Origin of the sequence: Mameliella sp. CS4, assembly GCF_019392335.1 — a bacterium.
In the GTDB taxonomy this organism is placed as follows: Bacteria; Pseudomonadota; Alphaproteobacteria; order Rhodobacterales; family Rhodobacteraceae; genus Antarctobacter.
On sequence record NZ_JAHXRQ010000001.1, the window covers coordinates 421,556 to 443,432 of the forward strand.

General features: G+C 65.6%; 23 protein-coding genes. 10 read left to right on the top strand and 13 right to left on the bottom strand.

Translation table 11 applies throughout. From position 1 onward, the window contains the following. Positions 1 to 12: 12 nt before the first annotated feature. The 4 genes from KZZ07_RS01925 to KZZ07_RS01940 are packed head-to-tail and all read left to right on the top strand — an operon-like array spanning position 13 to position 2,901. Positions 13 to 468 carry a YaiI/YqxD family protein gene (locus tag KZZ07_RS01925; RefSeq protein WP_219511881.1) on the top strand — a complete coding sequence of 152 codons (456 nt, stop codon included), beginning with the start codon at positions 13 to 15 and terminating at the stop codon, positions 466 to 468. After that, positions 465 to 1,085: an HAD family hydrolase gene (locus KZZ07_RS01930; protein WP_219511883.1), complete on the top strand. Its 621-nt coding sequence runs from the start codon at positions 465 to 467 to the stop codon at positions 1,083 to 1,085. Before KZZ07_RS01925 ends, KZZ07_RS01930 begins: the two co-directional genes overlap by 4 nt. After that, entirely contained in the window at positions 1,082 to 1,990 is a 909-nt protein-coding gene (locus KZZ07_RS01935) for an ornithine cyclodeaminase family protein (RefSeq protein WP_219511885.1), read from the top strand. Before KZZ07_RS01930 ends, KZZ07_RS01935 begins: the two co-directional genes overlap by 4 nt. After that, the gene (locus KZZ07_RS01940) at positions 1,987 to 2,901 is read left to right on the top strand and encodes an alpha/beta fold hydrolase (protein ID WP_219511887.1); all 915 of its coding nucleotides are present in this window, start codon (positions 1,987 to 1,989) and stop codon (positions 2,899 to 2,901) included. The genes KZZ07_RS01935 and KZZ07_RS01940 overlap by 4 nt, the downstream gene beginning before the upstream one ends. A 75-nt stretch (positions 2,902 to 2,976) precedes the next feature. Here KZZ07_RS01940 and KZZ07_RS01945 read toward each other — a convergent pair whose 3' ends face one another. Further along, positions 2,977 to 4,215 carry an MFS transporter gene (locus tag KZZ07_RS01945; RefSeq protein ID WP_219511888.1) on the bottom strand — a complete coding sequence of 413 codons (1,239 nt, stop codon included), beginning with the start codon at positions 4,213 to 4,215 and terminating at the stop codon, positions 2,977 to 2,979. Positions 4,216 to 4,306: 91 nt separating this feature from the next. After that, a complete protein-coding gene (locus tag KZZ07_RS01950; protein WP_219511890.1) occupies positions 4,307 to 5,023 on the bottom strand; it encodes a leucine-rich repeat domain-containing protein in 717 nt (238 codons plus the stop codon). 113 nt (positions 5,024 to 5,136) lie between these two features. Here KZZ07_RS01950 and zapE point away from each other — a divergent pair, with 113 nt between their 5' ends. Next, complete coding sequence (gene zapE, locus KZZ07_RS01955) at positions 5,137 to 6,192, top strand: cell division protein ZapE (protein ID WP_219511892.1); 1,056 nt, start codon at positions 5,137 to 5,139, stop codon at positions 6,190 to 6,192. Positions 6,193 to 6,275: 83 nt separating this feature from the next. On the opposite strand, the gene KZZ07_RS01960 is transcribed toward zapE, so the two are convergent. The 6 genes from KZZ07_RS01960 to KZZ07_RS01985 all read right to left on the bottom strand — a co-directional run bounded on the left by KZZ07_RS01960 (position 6,276) and on the right by KZZ07_RS01985 (position 12,247). Next, positions 6,276 to 7,190: a LysM peptidoglycan-binding domain-containing protein gene (locus KZZ07_RS01960; RefSeq protein ID WP_219511893.1), complete on the bottom strand. Its 915-nt coding sequence runs from the start codon at positions 7,188 to 7,190 to the stop codon at positions 6,276 to 6,278. Between the two features lie 28 nt (positions 7,191 to 7,218). Beyond that, positions 7,219 to 7,848: a rhodanese-like domain-containing protein gene (locus tag KZZ07_RS01965; RefSeq protein ID WP_219511895.1), complete on the bottom strand. Its 630-nt coding sequence runs from the start codon at positions 7,846 to 7,848 to the stop codon at positions 7,219 to 7,221. Between the two features lie 190 nt (positions 7,849 to 8,038). Continuing rightward, entirely contained in the window at positions 8,039 to 9,322 is a 1,284-nt protein-coding gene (locus KZZ07_RS01970; protein ID WP_219511897.1) for a bifunctional folylpolyglutamate synthase/dihydrofolate synthase, read from the bottom strand. 29 nt (positions 9,323 to 9,351) lie between these two features. Next, complete coding sequence (gene accD, locus KZZ07_RS01975) at positions 9,352 to 10,296, bottom strand: acetyl-CoA carboxylase, carboxyltransferase subunit beta (RefSeq protein ID WP_219511899.1); 945 nt, start codon at positions 10,294 to 10,296, stop codon at positions 9,352 to 9,354. Between the two features lie 114 nt (positions 10,297 to 10,410). Further along, entirely contained in the window at positions 10,411 to 11,301 is an 891-nt protein-coding gene (locus tag KZZ07_RS01980) for a CPBP family intramembrane glutamic endopeptidase (protein ID WP_219511900.1), read from the bottom strand. Between the two features lie 7 nt (positions 11,302 to 11,308). Beyond that, positions 11,309 to 12,247 (bottom strand): fatty acid desaturase family protein, encoded by a 939-nt coding sequence (locus KZZ07_RS01985; protein WP_219511902.1) that lies wholly within the window; start codon positions 12,245 to 12,247, stop codon positions 11,309 to 11,311. Positions 12,248 to 12,353: 106 nt separating this feature from the next. On the opposite strand from KZZ07_RS01985, the gene KZZ07_RS01990 reads away from it, so the two are divergent. The 3 genes from KZZ07_RS01990 (at position 12,354) to KZZ07_RS02000 (ending at position 15,333) form a co-directional block, all read left to right on the top strand. Further along, on the top strand, positions 12,354 to 13,268 hold the full coding sequence (locus KZZ07_RS01990) for a restriction endonuclease (RefSeq protein ID WP_219511904.1): 915 nt from the start codon (positions 12,354 to 12,356) through the stop codon (positions 13,266 to 13,268). Positions 13,269 to 13,314: 46 nt separating this feature from the next. After that, a complete protein-coding gene (locus KZZ07_RS01995; RefSeq protein WP_219511906.1) occupies positions 13,315 to 14,256 on the top strand; it encodes an AEC family transporter in 942 nt (313 codons plus the stop codon). Positions 14,257 to 14,340: 84 nt separating this feature from the next. Beyond that, positions 14,341 to 15,333 (top strand): hypothetical protein, encoded by a 993-nt coding sequence (locus tag KZZ07_RS02000; RefSeq protein WP_219511908.1) that lies wholly within the window; start codon positions 14,341 to 14,343, stop codon positions 15,331 to 15,333. 50 nt (positions 15,334 to 15,383) lie between these two features. Here KZZ07_RS02000 and KZZ07_RS02005 read toward each other — a convergent pair whose 3' ends face one another. Beyond that, complete coding sequence (locus tag KZZ07_RS02005; RefSeq protein WP_219511911.1) at positions 15,384 to 15,818, bottom strand: hypothetical protein; 435 nt, start codon at positions 15,816 to 15,818, stop codon at positions 15,384 to 15,386. 115 nt (positions 15,819 to 15,933) lie between these two features. Then, positions 15,934 to 16,644: an NYN domain-containing protein gene (locus tag KZZ07_RS02010; RefSeq protein ID WP_219511913.1), complete on the bottom strand. Its 711-nt coding sequence runs from the start codon at positions 16,642 to 16,644 to the stop codon at positions 15,934 to 15,936. A gap of 168 nt (positions 16,645 to 16,812) precedes the next feature. On the opposite strand from KZZ07_RS02010, the gene KZZ07_RS02015 reads away from it, so the two are divergent. Together KZZ07_RS02015 and KZZ07_RS02020 are read left to right on the top strand one after the other, a co-directional pair. After that, entirely contained in the window at positions 16,813 to 18,078 is a 1,266-nt protein-coding gene (locus KZZ07_RS02015; protein ID WP_219511915.1) for a PQQ-dependent sugar dehydrogenase, read from the top strand. After that, positions 18,075 to 18,665 carry a c-type cytochrome gene (locus KZZ07_RS02020; protein WP_370631055.1) on the top strand — a complete coding sequence of 197 codons (591 nt, stop codon included), beginning with the start codon at positions 18,075 to 18,077 and terminating at the stop codon, positions 18,663 to 18,665. The genes KZZ07_RS02015 and KZZ07_RS02020 overlap by 4 nt, the downstream gene beginning before the upstream one ends. A 28-nt stretch (positions 18,666 to 18,693) precedes the next feature. On the opposite strand, the gene KZZ07_RS02025 is transcribed toward KZZ07_RS02020, so the two are convergent. The 3 genes from KZZ07_RS02025 to KZZ07_RS02035 form a co-directional block, all read right to left on the bottom strand. After that, complete coding sequence (locus KZZ07_RS02025) at positions 18,694 to 19,200, bottom strand: GNAT family N-acetyltransferase (RefSeq protein ID WP_255564103.1); 507 nt, start codon at positions 19,198 to 19,200, stop codon at positions 18,694 to 18,696. Further along, on the bottom strand, positions 19,197 to 19,958 hold the full coding sequence (locus KZZ07_RS02030; protein WP_219511917.1) for a potassium channel family protein: 762 nt from the start codon (positions 19,956 to 19,958) through the stop codon (positions 19,197 to 19,199). The genes KZZ07_RS02025 and KZZ07_RS02030 overlap by 4 nt, the downstream gene beginning before the upstream one ends. 365 nt (positions 19,959 to 20,323) lie before the next feature. Continuing rightward, positions 20,324 to 21,436, bottom strand: a complete 1,113-nt coding sequence (locus KZZ07_RS02035; protein WP_219511919.1) for an S-(hydroxymethyl)glutathione dehydrogenase/class III alcohol dehydrogenase — start codon at positions 21,434 to 21,436, stop codon at positions 20,324 to 20,326. Positions 21,437 to 21,877 lie beyond the last annotated feature (441 nt).

The window sequence follows — 21,877 nt, forward strand, 5'->3', positions numbered from 1 at the left end:
CGGAATCGCGCGATGACGCTTTACATCGACGCCGACGCCTGCCCGGTCAAGGCAGAGGCCGAAACCGTCGCCACCCGGCACAAGCTGCCGATGGTGCTGGTGGCCAACGGCGGGCTGCGCCCCTCGCGCAATCCGCTGGTCAACCTTCAGATCGTCCCCGACGGCCCCGACGAGGCCGACAAGTGGATCGCAGACCGGTCCGGCCCGGGCGATGTGGTCATCACCAATGACATCCCCCTTGCGGCCAAATGCGTCGAGGCGGGCGCCCTGGTGCTGCGCCCGGACGGCTCTGCCCTGACGCCGGCCAATATCGGCGCGCAACTGGCGATGCGCGACCTGATGAGCGACCTGCGCGCCGCCGATCCCTTTCGACAGGGCTCTGGCAAGGGGTTTACAAAATCCGACCGCAGCCGTTTCCTCGACGCATTGGAACGGGCCGTCCGGCAGGCAGGAAAAGAGGCAAAATGACCATCGAGGCGGTGATCTTCGACATCGGCAACGTGCTGATCGAATGGCAGCCCGAACGCTACTACGACGCCCGCATCGGCGAGGCGCGCCGCCGCGCCATGTTCGCCCAGCTCGACCTGCACGGCATGAACGACGTGATCGACCGGGGCGGCGACTTTCGCGGCACGGTCTATGACTGGGCCGAAAAGACCCCGGAATGGGGCGATGAAATCCGCCTCTGGCACGACGACTGGCTGGAAATGGCAAAACCCGCCATTCCCCGCTCGGTCCGCGTGATGCGGGCGCTGAAGGCAAAGGGCACACCGGTTCACGCGCTGACCAACTTCGGCATCGGCACCTGGGACATCGCCACCCCCGCCTATGACTTCCTGAACGAATTCGATCATGCTTTCGTCAGCGGCCACATGGGCGTCATCAAGCCCGAAGCGGAGATCTATGAACAGGTCGAGGCCCGGCTTGGCCTTCCGGGCGCGGCGCTGCTCTTTACCGACGACCGGGCCGACAACATCGCCGCCGCCGCCGCGCGCGGCTGGCACACCCATCACTTCACAGGCCCCGACGGCTGGGCGGAAAGGCTCGTCGCCGAAGGGCTGCTGACACAAAGCGAGGCGCAATGACCACCATCATTCCCTTCGACGAGGGCGAGAAAAACCTCGACTGGCTGGGGCTTGCCCGGGCCTTCGACGCGGGCCACCAGCGCCCCAAGGCGGAAATCGAGGATGTCTTCCTCTACCGGGACAAGGACACGCTGCTGAACCGCTCGGCCTGGATCGACGGGCTGGGGATCGCGGTCAAGGCGGCCACGGTCTTTCCCGGCAACCCGGACAAGGGCAAGCCGATGATCGGCGGCGCGGTGAACCTCTTCGACGACGCGGACGGCAGCCTGAGCGCCGTGGTGGATTTTCACCTGGTGACCAAGTGGAAGACCGCCGGAGACAGCCTGACCGCCGCGCTGAAACTGGCTCGCCCCGACAGCCGCAAGATCCTGATCGTCGGCGCCGGCACCGTGGGCGCCTCGCTGCATCAGGCCTATTCCGCCGGCTTCCCCGAGGCGGAATTCACGGTCTGGAACCGCACCCCGGAAAAGGCCCGCGCCTTTGCCGAAGAACGCGGCATCGCCTGGGCCGAGGACCTGGAACAGGCGGTGGGCGCCGCCGACATCGTCACCTCGGCCACCATGAGCACCGATCCCCTGCTGAAGGGCGACTGGTTCCGCCCCGGCCAGCACATCGACCTGATCGGCGCCTACCGCCCCGACATGCGCGAGGCCGACGACACCGCCATCACCCGCGCCCGGCTGTTCGTGGACAGTTATGACACCACGCTGGCCCATATCGGCGAACTCAAGATCCCCTTCACCAACGGGCTGATCACCGGCCATGACATCGTCGCCGACTACTATGCGCCAGAGCTCTTTCACCGCCGCACGGAGGACGAGATCACCCTGTTCAAGAACGGCGGCGGCGCCCATCTCGACCTGATGTGCGCGCGCTATATCCTCGACGCCTGGCAGGCCGCATGACCCTGATCGGCGGCGCGATGGCACTTGCTGCCCTCGGCGCCGCCGCCCTGCCCGCCTGGCGCGAAATCCGCCGCACACAGCCCGCAGAGCTGCAGACCCGGGCCCCCGGGGAGTTCGCCGATCTCCCGCAGGGCCGCACCCATTACCAGTGGTCCGGCCCCGAGAATGCCCCCGTCGTGGTCTGCGTCCACGGCCTGACCACCCCTTCCTTCGTCTGGCGCGGGTTGATCCCGCATCTCACAAACGCCGGGGCACAGGTGCTCAGCTACGATCTCTACGGGCGCGGCTTTTCCGACGCGCCACGCGGCCGCCAGACCGGCGCCTTCTTCACCCGGCAACTCGTGGACCTGCTGGAGCACCAGGGGATCGACGTGCCCGTCACCCTGATCGGCTACTCGATGGGCGGCGCCATCGCCACCTGCTTTGCCGCGGCGCATCCGGACCGGGTGCACCGGCTGGTGCTGGTGGCGCCCGCCGGCATGGGCCATGACCTCGGGCCGATTGCCCGGCTCACCACCGGCGTGCCCGTCCTGGGCGACTGGCTGTTCCACATGGGCTATCCCCGCCAGTTGCGCGCAGGGATCGAGGCAGAGCGCGCCCGGCCCTCCTCGGTCCAGGGCATCACGGAGCTGCAACAAGCCCAGCTGGACCGGCGCGGCTTTCTGCGGTCGGTGCTGTCCTCCCTGCGCGGCGTCCTGCGTCACCCGCTCGAAGGCGAACACCGCGCCATCGCCAGGACCAACATCCCCGTCACCGCCATCTGGGGCCGCGAGGACCGGGTGATCCCGCTGCGCGCCCTGGGCACCCTGACCCAGTGGAACCGCACCGCCCGGCAAGAGGTCATCGACGGCGCCGGCCACGGGCTGACCTACACGCACACGAAAGACCTCGCCCGCGCGCTCACCCTCTGACCGTCCCGTGTTTCTTTGGGCTGAAAATACCTCCGGGGGGAGGCTCGCAGAGCCGGGGGGCAGCGCCCCCCTGCCTCAGGCCGCCACGGGCACGGCGACCCGGGTCTCGCGGATCGGCAGATGCACCAAGGCGCTCAGCGCGCCGACACCCACGCCGATCCACCAGACCATCGTGTAATCGCCGGTCACGTCGTACAGCCGCCCACCCAGCCAGACGCCAAGGAACCCGCCGACCTGGTGGCTGAAAAAGACCACACCATAAAGCGTGCCCATGTAGCGCAGCCCGTAAAGATGCGCGACAAGACCGGAGGTCAGCGGCACCGTCGCCAGCCAGAGCGAGCCCATCACGGCGGAAAAGACCAGCACGCTGCCCGGGGTGATCGGCATCAGGATAAAGGCGGCGGCCACAACCGTGCGCGCGGTATAGATCAGCGCCAGCAGGTACTTGCGCGGAAAGTGATTGCCCAGCCAGCCCGCGGTCAGCGTCCCCGCGATGTTGAACAACCCGATCAGGGCGATCGAGGCCGCCCCCAGCGCCGAGGTCGTCGTCACCCCCAGCGAATGCAGCGTGCCGCCCACCGCGATCGGCCCGCACATCTCTGTCACCAGCGCCGGGAAATGCGCGGTGATGAAGGCCAGCTGGTAGCCACAGGAGAAAAACCCGATGAAGATCAGCGAAAACGATGGGTCGCGAAAGGCGCGGCGCAGGATCACGCCCATGCTCTCCTCGATCTCGGCCTTGGACGCCACGGGCGCCCGCATCAGCGGCAGTGTCAGCAGCACCGCAAGGATCGCGCCCGCAAAGACGAAAAAGACCATCTGCCAGGCCATCACCCCCAACAGCGCCTCTGCCACCGGCGCGCCGAACACCTGGCCCGCGCTGCCCGCCGCCGTGGCAATGGCCAGCGACATCGACCGGTTCTCCGCGCTGGAGGCGCGGCCCACCACGGCCAGGATCACGCCAAAGCCCGTGCCCGCAATGCCGAAGCCCACCAGAACCTCCAGCGCCTGCAGTGAAAACGGATCGGCGGACAGACCCGACAGAACCAGACCGATGGCATACATCACCGCGCCCAGCACGATGGCCACCCGGTCGCCCAACCGCTCGGCAAAGGCGCCGAACAACGGCTGGCCGATGCCCCAGGCCAGGTTCTGGATCGCGATGGCCAGGCTGAACTCGGCCCGGGCCCAGCCGAATTCCTCGGCAATCGGGATCTGGAAGACACCGAAACTGGCCCGGATGGCAAAGCTGATCAGGATGATGATGCAGCCGACGATCAGGACCGGGTTGAACAGCGGGGTGCGGGCGGGCATGACATAAACTCCGGGAACACAGAGGCAGAGAAGTCGCGCGTTCGCCGCCGCGCGTCAAACTCGAATGCGTGATGGTTCGGTTCAGAAATCCTTATGCATCGCCGCGCCAGCCGGACAGGCGCGCGCCCCCGGTCAGGTGATCGACAAGGTCGCTGGCCCGCACCTCCGGATCCTCGGTCTCGGCGATCCTCGCCAGCGCGCGGTCACGCAGGGCGACAGGCGTGTCCTCAAAGGAAATGCCCACCGCGCCCTCGCCTTCGCAGAGGGCGGGCAGGCCCAGGACCGGGCGCAGATCCTGCACCTGTGACCCGGTCAGATCCAGCACCGCAAGCTCTGGTAGCCCCTTCAGCGGCGACAGGTCCGTGACCCCGGTGCGCCGGATCGACAGCTGGCGCAGCCCCCGGCACCGCGCCAGGGGCGCCAGGTCGGTGACGTGGGTGCCGTCCAGCCACACCTCTCGCAGCCGACCGCAAGCCGCCAGCGGCGCCAGGTCGGCCACCTCCGTCCCTTCCAGGAACAGGTTGCGCAGGTGGGTCATGCCCGACAGCGCCGACAGGTCCGTGACCGGCGTCCCGCGCAAGTCCAGCTTTTCCATCCGTGTCAGGCTGGCCAGTGGCGCCAGGTCTGTGATCCGCGTGCCCTCCAGGTCCAGCCAGGTGATCCAGTCCAGCCGCGCCAGCCCGTCGGGCAGATCGGTCAGGAACCAGGGGTTCGAAAGGGTCAGAAGGGACAGCCCGTCGCAGCGGTTCATCTTGACGTGCCGCAGCACCTCGCTCAGCTCACCCGCCAGCCGCTCCTCGTCCTCCATCTCCCTCTCCCCCTGACTCTGTCTGCGTCGAACGACCCTGCCATGTGCCCCTGTTGGCCCACAAGCCGCACAGCGCCTCTACACAAGGCCCCGCGCATTGGCTATGCGAGGGCATGGCCACTGTCACAGACCTCTACCAATCCCGTGTCGCGGCGGGAAAGATCAAGCCGGACGAGGCGCAGACCGCCGTCCTGCCCGAACTGGAACGGCTGCGCGCGGACCTCGCCCAGCCGGTCAAGCGCGGTTTCTTCAGAAAGACCATCGAAGCGCCGCAGGGGCTCTACCTCTGGGGCGGCGTCGGCCGGGGCAAATCCATGCTGATGGATCTCTTTGTCGACACGCTGGACGTGCCCGCGCGCCGGGTGCATTTCCACGCCTTCATGCAAGAGGTCCAGGCCGCGATCCACAAACTGCGCAGCCAGGGCGCCGAGGACCCGATCAAGCCGGTTGCCAAGGACATCAGCGACGCGGTCCGCGTGCTGGCCTTTGACGAGATGCAGATCACCGACATCGCCGATGCGATGATCGTGGGCCGCCTGTTCGAGGCGCTGTTCGACGGCGGCACCACCGTAGTCACCACCTCCAACCGGCTGCCGGACGATCTTTACAAGGACGGGCTGAACCGGCAGTTATTCCTGCCCTTCATCGACTTCCTGAAAGAGCGGATGGTGGTGCGCGAACTGGCCTCGGACCGCGACCACCGGCAGGACCGGCTGGCCGGGGCGCAGGTCTTTTTCACCCCCCCCGACGCCGAGGCCCGCAGCCAGATCGACGCCCTGTGGGAGGAACTGACCCACGGGCTGGAAGAGACCCTGACCCTGCACGTCAAGGGCCGCGAGGTGGACCTGCCGCGCTATCACAACGGTGTCGCGCGGGCCTCTTTCTTTGACCTCTGCGGGCGAATGCTGGGCCCTGCCGATTACCTCAAGCTGGCCGAAAGCGTGCGGGTACTCATCATCGAGAACATCCCGCAACTCTCGCGCCGCAACTTCAACGAAGCCAAACGCTTCGTCACCCTGATCGACACGCTCTACGAGGCCCGGGTCAAGCTGATCGCCTCCGCCGCCGCGCAGCCCGAAATGCTCTATGTCGAGGGCGAGGGCAGTTTCGAATTCGAACGCACCGCCAGCCGCCTGCGCGAGATGCAGGCCGCCGAATGGTCGACCTGACACAGAGTTCACAAAGGGCAAAAAAAGGGGCCGGCAGAACCGGCCCCAGTCTTATGCTCGTTGCTTGCCTGTAGTCTTCTTGGTCACAAAACCGGGATGGTCAGCTGCTGACCCGCCCGGATCTTGTCTGGGGTGGTGATCTTGTCGCGGTTGGCGTCATAGATCACCGTGTACTGCATCGTGTCGCCGTAAAAGCGGTAGGAAATCGCGGCCAGGCTGTCGCCCGGCTGAACGGTGTAGACCTCGGCCCGGGCCAGGGGACGGGCACGCGGCCGCTTCACGTCCGGCGCGGCACCCGCCAGCCCGCTGTCCGCCGGAACCTTCGTGGCGCCCACCGACCGCTGTACCAGCGTCGCCAGCAGGGTCGTGGTGTCCACCTTGCCGTCCGAGGTGATCAGCGACTCTGGCACGGCGATCCGGCCACTGTCGCGCGCCTCGTTCAGCAGCGCGTCCAGGTAGGCATCCGATTGCCCCTGCCGCAGGGCCTGCACGACCAGCGTCTGCAAATCACCGGATTGGGGCGCGCCCGCGCCCCTGGCGCCGCCGGTCAGGTTGGCCAGGACATCCTGCGTCATGGCCATCAGCGCGTCCCCCTCGGCCCCCGCCGCCGGGGCCTTGCCCAGTTGCGACAAGAGCGCGGTCGCCACCACCGGATCGCCTGCCGCCGCCCCCTGCGAGGCCTTGACCGCAGCGGCAATCGCCAACGCCGGGTTCGCCGATTGCGGTTGCGGCGCCGGGGCCGTCGGCTTTTGCGCCTCGCGCACCAGCGCGGACAGGACCGCCGTCACATCCCCCGCCGGGTCCGGCCCCGTCGCCTGCGGCGCCTCGACCGACCGGGCCAGCGCACGGGGCAGCGGATCGGGTGTCGTCGCGGCCCGTGTCACCATGTCCGGCTCTCCGGCCATCCGGTCGCGGATATGCGCGGCGCCGGGCTGGAACACGATCAGGGCGGCGGTCACAGCCACGAATGCGGTGCTGAACAGGATGATCCGGATCATCTGGCGCCCCCTCCTCCTTGCGCGGCCATCAGGCCGGAACCTTGACGGTCAGGCCCAGCAACAGCCACAGCTGCATGCCGCCCCGGTAATACTGGATCTTCTCGGCCGGATAGCCCGCATCGGTCAGGTTGCGGATCGCGCGCGGGCTCTGGTCGCACCAGGGCCCGTTGCAGAACATCAGCAGATCCAGCGCGTTCGAAAAATCCCAGCGGCGGCCCTGCTTGCGCGCGCCCAGCGCCTCAAGGATCTGATCACGGTAGGGGTTTTCCGGCTCCAGCGTCGAAAACGGCACGTTGATCGCGCCCGGGATCGTGCCCTTGGCGAACCATTCCGGCAGGCGGCTGTCGATCAGCAGGCCCGACCCCTTGGACACCTTGGTTTCCAGGAAATCCATCACCTCGATCTCGCCCACGGTGGTCACGCCCTTGCCGGCGGAAATCGGGTGGATGCAGAACGGGGGACAGGGCCGCGAGGTCTTGGTGAATTCGGTTTCCAGCCGGTGCGAGGTATCCTGGATGCGCTCGATCACGATATTCTCGCCATTGACCCAGACCGACCGATAGGCCGCGTCCGGTGTGATCTTGACGTCCTGGGCAAGCACGGGCGCAGCAAGCAGGCAGAGTCCGAGCGCAAATGCGCGGCGCATTTTGTGCAGCATTACGAATGTCCCCCAAGATACGGCGAAACACGTCATCCCCGTGTGTTTCGGCGTGGCAGCTTAGCCAAATATAGGCAAAGCGCCGCGAATCAGTCAAGCCAAAGTGATTCGCGGCCTACAACTTTCTGGGGAAATCAAGCCGAATCAATATGCTGATTCGGCCTGGTCCGGGGCGACAGGTGCCCCGGCGTCAGCTCATCCCGCCGCGCAGGACGGATCCGGCAAGGTAAAGCGATCCGCAGATCAGCACCCGCGCCTCGGACGTTTCCGAGACGATGGCGCGCAGGGCCGTGGTCACATCCTCGGCCCTGCGCGCCCTGTGGCCTGCATCCTCGGCCATGCGGGCGGTGTCCTCGGCCGACAGCGTGTTGGCCTCGCCGGGGATGTTCACCGCGGTCAGGCTGTCGGCCACCGCCGCCAGAGGCCCCAGGAACCCGCGCGCATCCTTGGTGTTCAGCATGCCGCAGATCAGGTGGGTCGGGCGTTCGGGCAGGCCGCCCAGATGCGCGGCCAGCGCCTTGCCCGCCGCCGGGTTGTGCCCGCCGTCCAGCCAAAGTTCCGCCTCCGGCGCCATCTCGGCCAGCGGCCCCTTGCGCAGGCGTTGCATCCGCGCGGGCCAGTCCGCCCGGGCCATGGCGCCTTCATAGGCGGCCTCGCCCAGCTGCAGCTGGCGCAGCACGGCCAGCGCCGCGCCCGCGTTCTCGATCTGGTGGGCGCCCGGCAGCACCGGCAGCGGCAGATCCAAAAGCCCGTTTTCGTCCTGGAACACCAGCCGCCCACGTTCTTCCCAGGCGTGCCATTGCTGTCCCTGCGCCAAAAGCGGCGCACCCAGCGCCTCGGCCCGCGCCTCGATCACCTCCAGCACCTCGTCCGGTTGCGGGCCGACCACGCAGGGCACACCCCGCTTGAGGATCCCGGCCTTTTCCCCCGCGATCCGCGCCAGCGTGTCGCCCAGGAATTGCTCATGATCCATCGAGATCGGCGTGATCACCGTCGCCGCAGGCCGGGCAACCACGTTGGTCGCGTCCAGCCGACCGCCCAGGCCCGTTTCCAGCAGGACGAAATCCGCCGGAACCCGGCTCATCGCCAGGATGGCGGCGCAGGTTGTGATCTCGAAATAGGTGATCGACGCGCCGCCGTTGGCGGTCACGCATTCGTCCAGCACCTCGGTCAGGGCCTGTTCGGAAATCAGCTCGCCGCGCAGCCGGATTCGCTCGTGAAATCGCGCCAGATGCGGCGAGGTATAGGCATGGCAGGTCTGTCCCGCCGCCTCGATCCCCGCGCGGAGCATGGCCAGGGTCGACCCCTTGCCGTTTGTGCCCGCCAGGTGGATCACCGGCGGCAGCTTTTCCTCCGGGTGGTCCAGCGCCTCCAGCAACTGCCAGACCCGGTCCAGCGTCAGGTCGATGATCTTGGGATGCAGCGTCATCATGCGCTGCAACAGCTGGTCTGACCCAGGCGCGACTACGGTCATCTTCGTGAAACCTATCGAAAAGGCGGAGATTACTCCGCGGAATCGTCCAGTGCCGCGTTCGGCTCGGCGGCGGCGGGCTTCAGATCGTCCGGGCCGGGTGCGGGCAGGTCGCCCCAGGTCGCCGGCGGCAGTCCCATCAGCATGCGGGTGATGACGATCAGCTCTTCGCGCATCTTGCGGCGGTCCGTCACCCGGTCCAGCATCCCGTGTTCCAGCAGGTATTCCGCCCGCTGAAAGCCCTCGGGCAGCTTTTCACGGATCGTCTGTTCGATCACACGCGGCCCGGCAAAACAGATCAGCGCGTTCGGCTCGGCGATCTGCACGTCGCCCAGCATCGCGTAAGAGGCGGTCACGCCGCCGGTCGTCGGATGGGTCAGGACCACGATATAGGGCAGCCCCGCCTCGCGCAGCATCTGCACGGCCACAGTCGTGCGCGGCATCTGCATCAGGCTCAGAATGCCTTCCTGCATCCGCGCGCCCCCGGCGGCGGAAAACAGCACCAGCGGGCGGCCCAGCTTTACCGCCTCTTCCGCCGCGGCGATGATGGCGTTGCCGACATACATCCCCATCGACCCGCCCATAAAGCTGAAGTCCTGCGCGGCGGCCACGATGGGCGTGCGCCCGATCTCTCCGGCGGCGACCAGCATGGCCTCTTTTTCGCCGGTGCCCTTCTGGGCGGCCTTCATGCGGTCAGGATAGCGTTTCTGGTCGCGGAAATGCAGCGGGTCGGCCAGCGGTTCGGGCACCGCGACCTCGGTGAACACACCGCCGTCGAACAGCGACAGAAAGCGGTCGCGCGGCGTGATGTGCATGTGATGTCCGCAGTTGGTGCAGACATTCAGGTTGTCGCTGATCTCGCGGTGGAACAGCATCGTGCCGCAGCCGTCACACTTGGACCACAGGTTTTCCGGCACCTCGCGGCGCGAAAAGATCGAGTTGATCCGGGGACGGACGTAGTTGGTGATCCAGTTCATGCAGGGCTCGCGCGGGTTTCAGGATGGGCGAGAAATAGGCAAGCCGCCCCGGAATTGCAATCAACCAAAGGCGTCAGGCCCCCTGTGCTGGCAAACCCGCGCCCCGACGCCGCCCTATAGCCGCAGCGCCACCCGCGCCGCCAGCCAGCTGACCCCGATCAGCACCAGGTCCAGCGGCAAGAGCGCCGCCACCGCCGCCTCGTCCCCGGGGCCAAAGGGCAACTGCCGCAACGCCAGGCCCGACATGTCGCCCTGCATCGAGGTCACCGCGAAAGCCATGAAGTTGTTGACGAAATGCAGCCCCATCGCCGGACCAAGGTTGCCCGCCCGCGCCGTCAGGTCCGCCGCCGCCAGCCCGAACAGCGCGCTCCAGGCGGCGATCGGCAGCGCATTGCCGCCATAGACCCCCGGCATGTAGTGGCCAAAGCCGAAAACGACCGAGGGCAGGCCCAGCCAGATCAACGGATGCCGGAACCGCGCCGCCAGTTGCGACTGAAAATAACCGCGAAAAAAGACCTCTTCCGCGCCGGTCTGGACAATCAGAACCACCAGCGTCACCGGCAGGAACAGCATCCAGGCGTTCACCGGCAGGCCCGGCCCGGTCGATGACATGAGGTCCCAGGGCGGCAACAGCAACAGCGCCACGTTCAGCAGCGCCACCGCCCATGTCACCCGCAGGAAATCGCGCCAGAACAACGGCCAGGGACCCAGCAGACTGCGCCCCGGCCGCTTGTGCAGGATCTCGGCCACCGCCATCGCGGCCACCCACAGCGCCCCGCTCAACCCCAGCAGCAGCGCCAGGCTGCCCGGTGTCTCTCCGCTCTGCAGGTTGTCCAGCAGCGTCAGGTAGGCGTCGCCCTCCATCAGGCTGCCCAGCACCGCGATCACGCCGCGCGCCAGGGCGAACCAGATCACCACGATCAGCACCAGCCCGACACCCAGCCGCCACAGCTCGGCGCGGCCCTCGGCGGGCAGGGTCATGAACTGGTGCCGTCTGTACCCCATGCGGCGATCAGGCCGTCCGGGCCGAGGCATCGCGCAGCACCTGCGCATAGCCATCCGCCAGCATCATCCGCCCCGTCACCCCCTTGTCCCGCAGCATCGCATGCAGGCGCGGCAGGTTATGCGCGGGCACATGCATCACCAGGTGGTGTTCGAGGTGGTAATTCACCCAGTAGGGCGCCAGGAACAGCCGTTCCAGCGGGCCAGCCAGCGTGGTGCGCGTATTGCGCAAGGGATCCTCCGAGAAGTCGACCGCACCATGTTCCGCGATATTGCGAATCCGCAGCACCATCTGGAACCATGTCAGCAGCGGCAAAAGCCACAGAGCAAACCACAGCCACCAGCCGCCCAGCGCCCAGAACACCGCAAAGAGCACCGCGTTCGCCACCAGCGCACGGGTCAGCACCGGGCCGTGGAACGCCTGCGCAAGATCCTGACTGCTCACGCCCTCTGTCTCGCCTACCAGCCGCAGCGCGAACATCACCTGCGCCGACCGCTGCTTGATGCCGGTCTGCCCGGTGATGTCCCGGATCAGCTTGCGCCGCAAAGACGCGCGGGTGGTCGGAAAGGGTTTCGACAGCCGCAGGTCAGGGTCCTTCTCGGTCTGGGTATGGCGGTGGTGCATCAGGTGATAATGCCGGTAGCTGGCCAGGTCCGCCAGAATCGGCGCCCCACACAGCCAGACACCGGCGAATGCGTTCAGGCGGCGCGACTTGAACAGCGCGTTATGCGCCGCCTCGTGCATCAGGATCGCCAGCCCCAGCTGCCGCGAGCCGATCACCATGAGGGCCAGCAGGAATGTCAGCACGTTCGGCCACCACAGGAACAGCGCCAGGGCGCCCAGGATCAAGGCCCAGCAATGCGCCAACAGCGCCACGCCCCAAAGGTCGGAGCGCGCCGAGAGACTGCGAATCTCCTCTGTCGTCAGAAAGGCCTTGCCCGGTGTCATGCTGTCATGATCCGGGGCGAGGGGCATGGCTGTCAACGGGACTGCGGCTTTCGTATCCGGGTCAGAGCGAATAGTCTTGCCACAAGTGACTTTTCAGGTGCCCGATATGATACCCGACTACCAGTCTTTGATGCGCGACGTTCTGGAATGCGCCCGCAACGAACCTCGCAAGATCAGCGATGTGGTGGATGAAATCGCCGACCGCTTCCAGCTTACCCCGGAGGAACGCGCCCAGCGCCTTCCAAGTGGAAAACAAACCACCATCGCAAACCGCGTGCATTGGGCACGCAGCTACCTGAAACAGGGTGGCCTCGTGCGGAACATCAAACGCGGCTGGTATGAATTGACCGAGCGCGGCAGAGAGGCTTTGAACTCTGATCAAACAATCAACTCAGCGTATCTCGAACAATTCGAGGATTTCCAGGATTTCAAATCCCGGACTAGGACCGAAGACAATACACAGGTCCGACAAGACTCTCGGGATGAAGAGGACACCCCCGACGAGACGCTTCTTTCCGCCCACAAGAAACTCGAAGCAGCACTGGCAGCCAGCCTGCTGGATCAGGTCCGTCAATCGACCCCTTTGTTTTTTGAAGAGCTGATCGTCCAGCTGTTCCTGGCGATGGGATACGGTGGCACGTCGCAAGAAGCAGGCAGGGCGCTTGGAAGATCCGGCGACAATGGAATCGACGGCGTCATCGACCAGGACCCGCTTGGCGTCGATCAGATATACCTGCAGGCAAAGCGGTACGGCCCCGACAACACCGTCGGGGCCGGTGACATTCGTGACTTCTTTGGCGCCCTGAACATTCACAAGGCGACAAAGGGAATCTTTGTCACGACATCGCAATTCACTCCATCCGCTCGGCGGACGGTCAAGGATCTGGGGTCGCGAATAGTCCTGATCGATGGGGTCCACTTGGCGCATCTCATGATCAAGTACAATGTGGGGTGCCGCGACAAGGATGTCCTGCATATCAAGGAAATTGACGAAGCTTTCTTCGAAGACCTTTCGGAGTGAAACCTATCGCCGTTGACCCCGCCGCCCTCCGTGCTACAGCAACGACATGCTGGATATCTTCCTCAAGACACTGCCCTTCTTCGGCCTGATCGGGCTGGGCTATGGCGCCGCGAAATCGCGGTTCTTCTCCGAGGAGGCCAGCGCGGCGCTGACCAAGTTCGTCTTTTTCTTTGCCCTCTCGGCGATGCTGTTCCGGTTCTCGGCCAACCTGCGCTTTGACGAGATATTCGAGCCGCGACTGGCCAGCGCCTATCTCTGGGGCACCGCCGTCACCTGGGGGCTGGGCATGGCCGTGGCCTTCCTGCGCGGGCTGGACGTGCCCACCGCCTCGATCGAGGCGCAATGCGCCGCCATCGGCAACACCGGATTTCTGGGCGTGCCGATGCTGGCGCTGCTGCTGGGTCAAGAGGCGGTGGGGCCGATCATCCTGATCCTCTCCATCGACCTGATCGTCTTTTCCTCGCTGCTGACGCTGCTGGTGACCGGCGCGCGCGAGGGGCACATGGGTCTGGGCATCCTGTGGAAACTGCTGCTGGGCCTGCTGAAGAATCCGATGATCGTCTCCATCGGGCTGGGTCTGGCCGTCTCCGCCAGCGGGGTGCCGGTGCCCGAGGCGGCGAACAGCTTTCTGACGACGCTGGGCAATGCCGCCACGCCGGGCGCGCTTTTTGCCATCGGCGCCTCGCTGGCGTCGAAATCCGCCGAGCGCATCCAGATCGCCGCCTGGCTGAGTTTCGCCAAACTTGTGCTGCACCCGCTCTTTGTCGGATTGGGCGTCTATGTCTTCTTCCCGGTCGACGCCTACCGCGCTGCCGTCGCGGTCTCTGCCGCCGCGCTGCCGGTGGCGGGCAACGTCTTTATCCTGGCCCAGCACTATGGCATCGCGCCGCAGCGCGTCTCGGCCTCGATCCTGATTTCCACCACCGTCAGCATCCTGACCGTCAGCGCGGTGATCGCCACCGTGACGGGCTGGATCGGCGCCCCATAGCCTACCCTCCTGCCGTCATGATCCACGTCAATGTGCGCGACGGCGCGAGGGGTCACGCTGAGGCTCTTCAAATGGAGATCCCATATGCGCCCCACCCTCGCGCCTTTTCGTCGACACCTGTGCGCCGCCACCACCCTCTTGGGTCTTGCGCTGGGGGCCGGTCAGCCCGCGGCAGCGGCCGACCTCATCCTCACTTGCCCCCGGACGGTCCAGGATCAATACGCCACGATGGTTTTTGACCTTCAGCAGCTCGACATCGCCTCCGGTCAGGGAGAGATCGACCACAAACTCGAACTGCAGTTCTTTGCCTATGCCAAGATCCGGCAGCTAGACCCCGCCCGCCCTGGCTGGGTCGGCCCGGTCCTCTGCCAGGACCAGACCAGTTGGACCCAGGACGTCCCCGAACTGGACATTATCAACGAAGGCTACATGCGCTACGGGATGCGCCATCGCGTCCTGCTGCGGAATGTGCCGCGGTTTTCCGTCGTCGAGTTCGAGTTCCATTTCTGGGAAGAGGACGACTTCGACACGGACTGGGCCGACCTCAACCCAAGCCCCCAGCAACGCGCACTGATCCTGACACTCTGGCCGAACGACCGGACCGGGCGCACCCCGCAGGCCACTGGCAACCAGCGCGACCTGACCTTTGGCCGGCGCAAACGGGTCGTGGGCGACGGCCACTATAAACTGTCCGTTTTCCCCGCTGCCGTGGAATTCACCATCTCGATGGGAGAGCCGGCCGGCGCTCCGCCCGCGGTCGGCGGCGCCATTGGCGGCCCGCCGCCACCCAAGGTGGGCGGCGCAATTCCCACCCCCGGCAGCCGCGATCCGGGATTGCCGGGCTCCGGCCAGCCGCTACCCACGCGCGAAGCCAAATGCCGCGACTATGCCGAACAGGCCGTGATCCAGAACGCGCAGCAGATCCAGATGAACTGCGGATACAAACCACCCGTCTGGAACAGCGACCCCAACGCGCATTACACGTGGTGCATGGCCGGAAACAACGTCGCACAGGCCGATGGCGGCTGGCTTATGCGCGAGGCCGGATTGGCCAATTGCCGCGCAGGCAACCCCTGAGGCCCGCAGGGCGGACCGGGAGAGCACGCTCGCCCGGTCCGCCGCCTTTTTCAGGGACCGACCTTCGTCACCAGCATGTGACCGTTGTTGTCGTTGTAGACATGGACTTGAAACGGCTGCCCGGTCTGCACCCAGGTCACAAACCGCCCCGCGGTCACCGAAGGCGTCCTGAGCGAGCAGCCCGACGCGTTGCACGCGGTCTGAGTCCAGGCCACACCCATATCGTTGAACAGGATCTTGTTCGGCTCGCCGGGTCCCATACCCCGATCGATCCAGGTGCATTCCCCCGGTTTGGGCGCCTGCACACCGGCCCCGGTCGTGCCCGGCCTGAAGGTGATTTCGACAAACACATGCGGGTTTGACACCCGCTGCCCGACCACGGCAACCATGTCTCCACCGCCGCGGCAGGTCATGACATAGCTGTTCGCCGCCGCCGCCGGCAGGCCGCCGGCAGCCAGGGCCGCGACCGCAATGGCACCGCCCATGAATATTTTCACAAACTTGGACATGCTTACTCCTCCGTCAGAAGGCGAAACGCCCTCATCGGGAAAAGTAGTCCCGCCACGCCCGACCCGCCTTGACGCAGATCATCCGGCTCGCTCAGTCCACCCGGCGCAACAACATCTGGTTGCCGCTGGAGCTACGCTTGGTCTCAAAGACCTTCAGTTCCGCCACCAGGTCGGACAGCTTGCGCTTGCCGTAACTGCGGGTGTCGAAATCCGGGTTGGCGGCGGTGATGACCTGCCCGATGTCGCCCAGACGGTACCATTCGTCGTCCTGGTCGATGGATTCCATCGCCTTGAAGATCAGGTCGCGCGCCTGCGTCAGATCGGTCTTGGCCTTGGGTTTCCCGCCAGAGGCCTTCTCTGGCGCCGAATCGAGGTTTTCCAGGAAGATGAAGCGCTTGCAGGCCTTGCGGAAGGCGTCCGGCGTCTTCTGCATCCCCATGCCGTAGACATCCAGCCCCTGTTCCCGGATGCGGCTGGCCAGCCGGGTGAAATCGCTGTCCGAACTGACCAGCACGAACCCGTCGAACCGGCCCGTGTGCATCAGGTCCATCGCGTCGATGACCAGCGCGATGTCGCTGGCGTTCTTGCCTACCGTATTGGCGGGCGAGTGGTGCGGAACCAATCCGAATTCGGCCTGCACCCTGTTCCACCCCGCCATCTGCTGGCTGGAGAAATCGCCGTAACACCGCCGGACACTTGCTTCGCCCAGGATCGCGATCTCGTCGAAGATCGCCTTGGTATATTTCGGTGAGGTATTATCGGCGTCGATCAGGACCGCCAGCAACTTTGAATCATTGGACATGCGCGCATCGTGACCGGATTACGCGGCGGGCGCAATGGCCCGCAAGAAACTCGGCAAATTGGTAAGAATAGTTGACAACCGACAGAGCGATGGAGTTACTTCTCCGTGTGTCAGCACGCCATGCACACAACAATAAGCTGACAAAGCCGATGAAATTGGGAGGAATTTATGACCACCAGAAAACTGGTTTCTGCTGCTGTTCTTGCATCCATGACCGCCTTGCCCGCCCTGGCGCAAGACGACAACATGGACAAGCTGTCCAACATGCAGCGCACCGATGCCACTTTCACCCACATCGATCAGGACGGTGACCGCGCCGAGGCGCTGCGCAGCATCCTGCAACATATCAACGTGCCCGACGGGTTTGAGATCAGTCTTTATGCCGTGGTGCCGGATGCCCGTTCGATGGCAGTGGCCCCCCAGGGCACCGTGACCTTCGTCGGCACCCGCAAGGACAAGGTCTGGTCCGTCGTCGACCGCGACCGCAACCGCGTCGCGGATGAGGTGATGGACTTCGCTCCCTCCGTCACCTTCGACATCCCCAACGGCCCCTGCTTTTCGCCCGACGGCTTCCTGTATATCGCCGAGCGCAACCGGGTCCTGACCTTCCCGGCGGCCGAGTTCTTCTTCGAAGGGCCAGATCCCGCGGTTGGCGTGGTCGTGGCCAAAGGCGACCTGATTCCCGAAGAGGAAGAAAGCTTCAACCACACCGCGCGCGTCTGCCGCGTGGGTCCGGACGGCAAGCTCTATATCTCGCTCGGCCAGCCCCACAACGTTCAGCCGGTCGACAAGCTGGAGATGTACGACGAGAACGGCATTGGCGGCATCATCCGCATCAACACCGACGGCACCGGGCGCGAGGTCTACACCCGCGGCATCCGCAACTCTGTCGGGCATGATTTCAACCCGGCCAACGGCGACCTGTGGTTCACCGACAACCAGGTCGATGGCATGGGCGACGACATCCCGCCGGGCGAAATCAACCGCCAGACCGCCGCCGGCCAGCACTTTGGCTTCCCCTGGGTGAATGGCGGTGTCGAGATCCCGCAATACAAGGATGTGGCACGCCCCGAGGGCGTCGAGTTCGTGGACACGCAGCTCAAGCTGACGGCCCATGCCGCCGACCTCGGCATGCGCTTTTACACCGGCAATTCCTTCCCCGATGAATACCAGGGCGGGATTTTCTGGGCGCAGCACGGGTCGTGGAACCGCACGACGCCGGTCGGCGCGCGGGTGATGTTCACCAAGCTTGACGAGAACGGCGACGCCGTCGGTGCCGAGGTCTTTGCCGAGGGATGGCTGGATGACAGCACCGGTGAATACCGTGGCCGTCCGATGGACATCGCCTTCCTCAAGGATGGCTCCATGCTGGTGTCCGACGACTTTGCCGGTGCGATCTGGCGCATCGCCTACAACCCGCAGCCCGCCGAATGATGCGGCTGCCTCTTGCAACGATCCTCGGCGGGCTCATGCTCGCCGGGATCACCGCCCTGCCCGCAGCCGCGGACGATCCCGCCGCCGGGCGCAAGGTCGCCAACATGTGCCGCACCTGTCACGGGATCGACGGCTACGCCGCAATCCCCATCGCGCCGCATATCGGGGGCGAACCCAAGGAATACCTCGAAGCGCAGCTCATGGCCTTCAAGACCGGTCAACGCGAACACGAGATGATGAGCGTCGTCGCCGCCGGTCTCAGCGCACAGCAGATTTCGGATGTGTCGGCCTGGTACGCGTCACACGGGGTCGAGGCGACCCTGCCGGACGGAGCCGATCCTTCGCAGGCACCGCAGCTTTGCGTGTCCTGCCACGGCGTCGATGGCATCTCGCAGTTGCTCGACGCGCCCAATCTCGCCGCCGAGACGAATATCTACATCGACACCCAGCTCAAGGCGTTCAAGCGCGGCAAGCGCGAACACGAGATCATGTCCGTGATCGCCGCCGATCTTTCTGATCGGGAAATCCGCCAGATCGCCGACTGGTACGCGGCGGTCCAGCTGGAAATCACCCCACCCGCGGAATGAACCGGGGCGGCAGAAGCGCGCGGGCTTTTCAGCCGGGGTTTTCTGCCGCTCCGCCCAACTCGCGGTACATCACCAGCGCATCCACATATCCCTGATCCGGGTGCAGGAAGGCGCCGGGCAGGCGCCCCACCACCTCGAACCCCGCGCGCTGCCAGGTCTGGACCGCGCGCCGGTTCGTCGAGACCACGAAATTGTACTGCATCGCCCGGAACCCCAGGTCCGGTGCGATGTCCAGCGAATGCGCCAGCATCGCCCGCGCCACGCCGCGCCCCTGCGCCGCCGGGGCGGTGACATAACCGCAGTTGCAGACATGGCTGCCGCCGCCCTTCTGGTTGCGCACGATGTAGTAGGTGCCCAGCACCTCGCCCGCATCTTCGGTGACAAAGACATGCCGCTCCGGGCCGAACCAGTAGTCCAGCGCCGCCTCGCGCGGGATATCGGCGTCGATGGCATAGGTGTCGCCCGCGCGGAACACCGGCTCCAGCATGGTCCAGACCGCCGCGCGGTCCGCCTCGACGGCCTCGCGGATCTTCATGCCTGCCCCTCTGTCCGGATATGAATCACCGTGCCGCAATGTTTGCAGTGCACCGCGTCCGCGTCATGCAGCACCAGCCCGCATTGTTCGCATTCCTCGCGCACCTTGTTGGGCCGGATCAGCACCTGCACCAGACGCAGGAACAGCGTCACGCCAAAGATCATCACCACGACGGAAATCAGCCGCCCCACCTGACCCTGCAGCGTGACGTCCCCGAACCCCGTCGTCGTCAGCGCCGTCACGGTAAAATACAACGCATCCGCATAGTTCTGGATCTGCGGGTTGAGGGTATACTGAGTCGCATAGACCAGCCCCGTCATCACAAAGATGAAGACGCCCAGGTTCAGCACCGCCAGCACCACGTCCTCGTTGCGCCGGAAATAGGCAAAGTCGCGCTTTAGCTGGGCGGACAAGTGATAGGTGTGCAACAGCCGCAGCGTCCGCAGCACCCGCAGGAACCCCAGCCCCTCACCCGCCAATGGCGCCAGAAAGGACACGATGGCGATCAGATCGGCGAGCGTCACCAGCCGCGTCATCAGCCGCACCCGGTTGGTCGAGATCCAGAACCGCGCGCTGAACTCCGCCAGGATGATGACGCCGAACACAGCATCCACCGCTTCGACAAAGGGGCCGTGATGGGTGAATGAGGTGGCGATCACGAACAGGATCGTGCCCAGATCGAAGGCCAGCAGCGCGTAGCGAAACCTGTGGGCCCGGTCGCTCTCACCGACATAGAGCTCGCGGATCTTGTTGCGCATGGGTCGTCCTTTGCTGGTCTCGGGGCAAGGTATGCCGGTTTTTGGGGAAGGGAAAGATGGCGGAGGGCGCAGCCTGGGATACGTTGGTTCATGGCCCCGGCGCGGACTCAAGGCCGCAGGCCGCCGCGCCATTGCCGGGCCGCCCCCACGGCCCGGCGATTTGCCTGGGTTGGGTGCACAGCATTGAACTTCTTCGGACTTGGCCGGGATAAATCAAGGAATTCCACGGCCAGGATCGCCAGTCCGCGGCCCGTCAATGGCGCGGCTTGCACGAGCGCCTCCCACACTCCAAACGCAAAACGCCGGCCCCAAACCGGGACCGGCGTTTCAAATCGCGTAGGGCGGGGTTCACCCCGCCGCCCCGGTCAGTAAACCACGACAGAGCGGATCGATTCACCCGCGTGCATCAGGTCGAACCCCTTGTTGATCTCGTCCAGCGTCAGCGTGTGCGTGATCATCGGGTCGATCTCGATCTTGCCGTCCATGTACCAGTCAACGATTTTCGGCACATCCGTCCGGCCCCGTGCGCCGCCAAAGGCGGTGCCGCGCCAGACCCGGCCGGTGACCAGCTGGAAAGGACGGGTGGAAATCTCGGCCCCGGCGGGCGCCACGCCGATGATGATCGACTCGCCCCAGCCCTTGTGCGCCGCTTCCAGCGCCGTGCGCATGACGTTCACGTTGCCGGTGGCGTCAAAGGTATAATCCGCGCCGCCCTTGGTCAGGTCCACCAGGTAGGGGACAAGATCGCCCTCGACCTCGTTGGGGTTGACGAAATCGGTCATGCCGAACTTCTCGGCCATCGCCTTCTTGTCGTTGTTCAGGTCGACGCCGACGATCTGGTCGGCCCCCGCCAGCCGCAGCCCCTGGATCACGTTCAGACCGATGCCGCCCAGGCCGAACACGATCGCGCGGCTGCCGATCTCGACCTTGGCGGTATAGATCACCGCGCCGATGCCGGTGGTGACGCCGCACCCGATGTAGCAGACCTTGTCGAAGGGCGCGTCGGGGTTGATCTTGGCCAGGCTGACCTCGGGCAGAACCGTGTGGTTCGAGAAGGTCGAACAGCCCATGTAATGCAGGATCGGTGTGCCATCGAGCATGGAAAAGCGCGAGGTGCCGTCCGGCATCAGGCCCTGGCCCTGCGTCGCGCGCACGCTCTGGCACAGGTTGGTCTTGGGGTTGAGACAGTATTCGCACTGGCGGCATTCGGCGGTGTAGAGCGGGATGACATGGTCGCCCGGCTTCAGCGAGGTCACGCCGGGGCCGACCTCCAGCACCACGCCCGCGCCCTCGTGGCCCAGGATCGCCGGGAACAGCCCCTCGGGGTCGGCGCCCGACAGGGTGAACTCGTCGGTGTGGCAGATCCCCGTCGCCTTGATTTCCACCAGGACCTCGCCGGCCTTGGGGCCTTCCAGGTTCACTTCCATGACCTCAAGCGGCTTGCCCGCTTCCAGGGCTACTGCGGCTCTTGTGCGCATCGTCGATCCTTCCCGTGGATTTGTAATCGCGCGGACTCTGAGGCAAAGCGGGGGTCGTCGCAAGCGCGCGAGGGGCCTTTTTTGTGGCGGATCGCCCGGCTCCCGGCGCCCGGTCCGACCCTTGGTTTCCCAAAGGTCAGGCGGCGACCGGACGCGGGGCAAATGCGACACCCTCGCCGCCGCCGCCTGTCCCGGCCATGCCCCTTCCCGCCTGCGGCCTTTGCACCCGTTAACCGGATTTCCGTCCCGCGTGACCCCAGGACGCCATGCAGGGCGCCGCGTTTTGTACAAAACGCTGGAATCGCCGTACCTTTTGTACGTTTTGTACGATTCGCAGCGGCGGGACGGCGGCCACGCCCGCCATCCGCCTTGTGGTTTGTACGCACTCTCCCCCCAGATCTTGTGTTGCGCTTGCGGCGTACGCCCCGTTACCCCACCGCG

What these genes read in the sequence shown, in the direction of transcription:
- KZZ07_RS01925 (WP_219511881.1), top strand. Translation starts at nt 13, where the DNA reads ATGACGCTTTACATCGACGCCGACGCCTGCCCGGTCAAGGCAGAGGCC.
- KZZ07_RS01930 (WP_219511883.1), top strand. Translation starts at nt 465, where the DNA reads ATGACCATCGAGGCGGTGATCTTCGACATCGGCAACGTGCTGATCGAA.
- KZZ07_RS01935 (WP_219511885.1), top strand. Translation starts at nt 1,082, where the DNA reads ATGACCACCATCATTCCCTTCGACGAGGGCGAGAAAAACCTCGACTGG.
- KZZ07_RS01940 (WP_219511887.1), top strand. Translation starts at nt 1,987, where the DNA reads ATGACCCTGATCGGCGGCGCGATGGCACTTGCTGCCCTCGGCGCCGCC.
- KZZ07_RS01945 (WP_219511888.1), bottom strand. Translation starts at nt 4,215, where the DNA reads ATGCCCGCCCGCACCCCGCTGTTCAACCCGGTCCTGATCGTCGGCTGC.
- KZZ07_RS01950 (WP_219511890.1), bottom strand. Translation starts at nt 5,023, where the DNA reads ATGGAGGACGAGGAGCGGCTGGCGGGTGAGCTGAGCGAGGTGCTGCGG.
- zapE (WP_219511892.1), top strand. Translation starts at nt 5,137, where the DNA reads ATGGCCACTGTCACAGACCTCTACCAATCCCGTGTCGCGGCGGGAAAG.
- KZZ07_RS01960 (WP_219511893.1), bottom strand. Translation starts at nt 7,190, where the DNA reads ATGATCCGGATCATCCTGTTCAGCACCGCATTCGTGGCTGTGACCGCC.
- KZZ07_RS01965 (WP_219511895.1), bottom strand. Translation starts at nt 7,848, where the DNA reads ATGCTGCACAAAATGCGCCGCGCATTTGCGCTCGGACTCTGCCTGCTT.
- KZZ07_RS01970 (WP_219511897.1), bottom strand. Translation starts at nt 9,322, where the DNA reads ATGACCGTAGTCGCGCCTGGGTCAGACCAGCTGTTGCAGCGCATGATG.
- accD (WP_219511899.1), bottom strand. Translation starts at nt 10,296, where the DNA reads ATGAACTGGATCACCAACTACGTCCGTCCCCGGATCAACTCGATCTTT.
- KZZ07_RS01980 (WP_219511900.1), bottom strand. Translation starts at nt 11,301, where the DNA reads ATGGGGTACAGACGGCACCAGTTCATGACCCTGCCCGCCGAGGGCCGC.
- KZZ07_RS01985 (WP_219511902.1), bottom strand. Translation starts at nt 12,247, where the DNA reads ATGACACCGGGCAAGGCCTTTCTGACGACAGAGGAGATTCGCAGTCTC.
- KZZ07_RS01990 (WP_219511904.1), top strand. Translation starts at nt 12,354, where the DNA reads ATGATACCCGACTACCAGTCTTTGATGCGCGACGTTCTGGAATGCGCC.
- KZZ07_RS01995 (WP_219511906.1), top strand. Translation starts at nt 13,315, where the DNA reads ATGCTGGATATCTTCCTCAAGACACTGCCCTTCTTCGGCCTGATCGGG.
- KZZ07_RS02000 (WP_219511908.1), top strand. Translation starts at nt 14,341, where the DNA reads ATGCGCCCCACCCTCGCGCCTTTTCGTCGACACCTGTGCGCCGCCACC.
- KZZ07_RS02005 (WP_219511911.1), bottom strand. Translation starts at nt 15,818, where the DNA reads ATGGGCGGTGCCATTGCGGTCGCGGCCCTGGCTGCCGGCGGCCTGCCG.
- KZZ07_RS02010 (WP_219511913.1), bottom strand. Translation starts at nt 16,644, where the DNA reads ATGTCCAATGATTCAAAGTTGCTGGCGGTCCTGATCGACGCCGATAAT.
- KZZ07_RS02015 (WP_219511915.1), top strand. Translation starts at nt 16,813, where the DNA reads ATGACCACCAGAAAACTGGTTTCTGCTGCTGTTCTTGCATCCATGACC.
- KZZ07_RS02020 (WP_370631055.1), top strand. Translation starts at nt 18,075, where the DNA reads ATGATGCGGCTGCCTCTTGCAACGATCCTCGGCGGGCTCATGCTCGCC.
- KZZ07_RS02025 (WP_255564103.1), bottom strand. Translation starts at nt 19,200, where the DNA reads ATGAAGATCCGCGAGGCCGTCGAGGCGGACCGCGCGGCGGTCTGGACC.
- KZZ07_RS02030 (WP_219511917.1), bottom strand. Translation starts at nt 19,958, where the DNA reads ATGCGCAACAAGATCCGCGAGCTCTATGTCGGTGAGAGCGACCGGGCC.
- KZZ07_RS02035 (WP_219511919.1), bottom strand. Translation starts at nt 21,436, where the DNA reads ATGCGCACAAGAGCCGCAGTAGCCCTGGAAGCGGGCAAGCCGCTTGAG.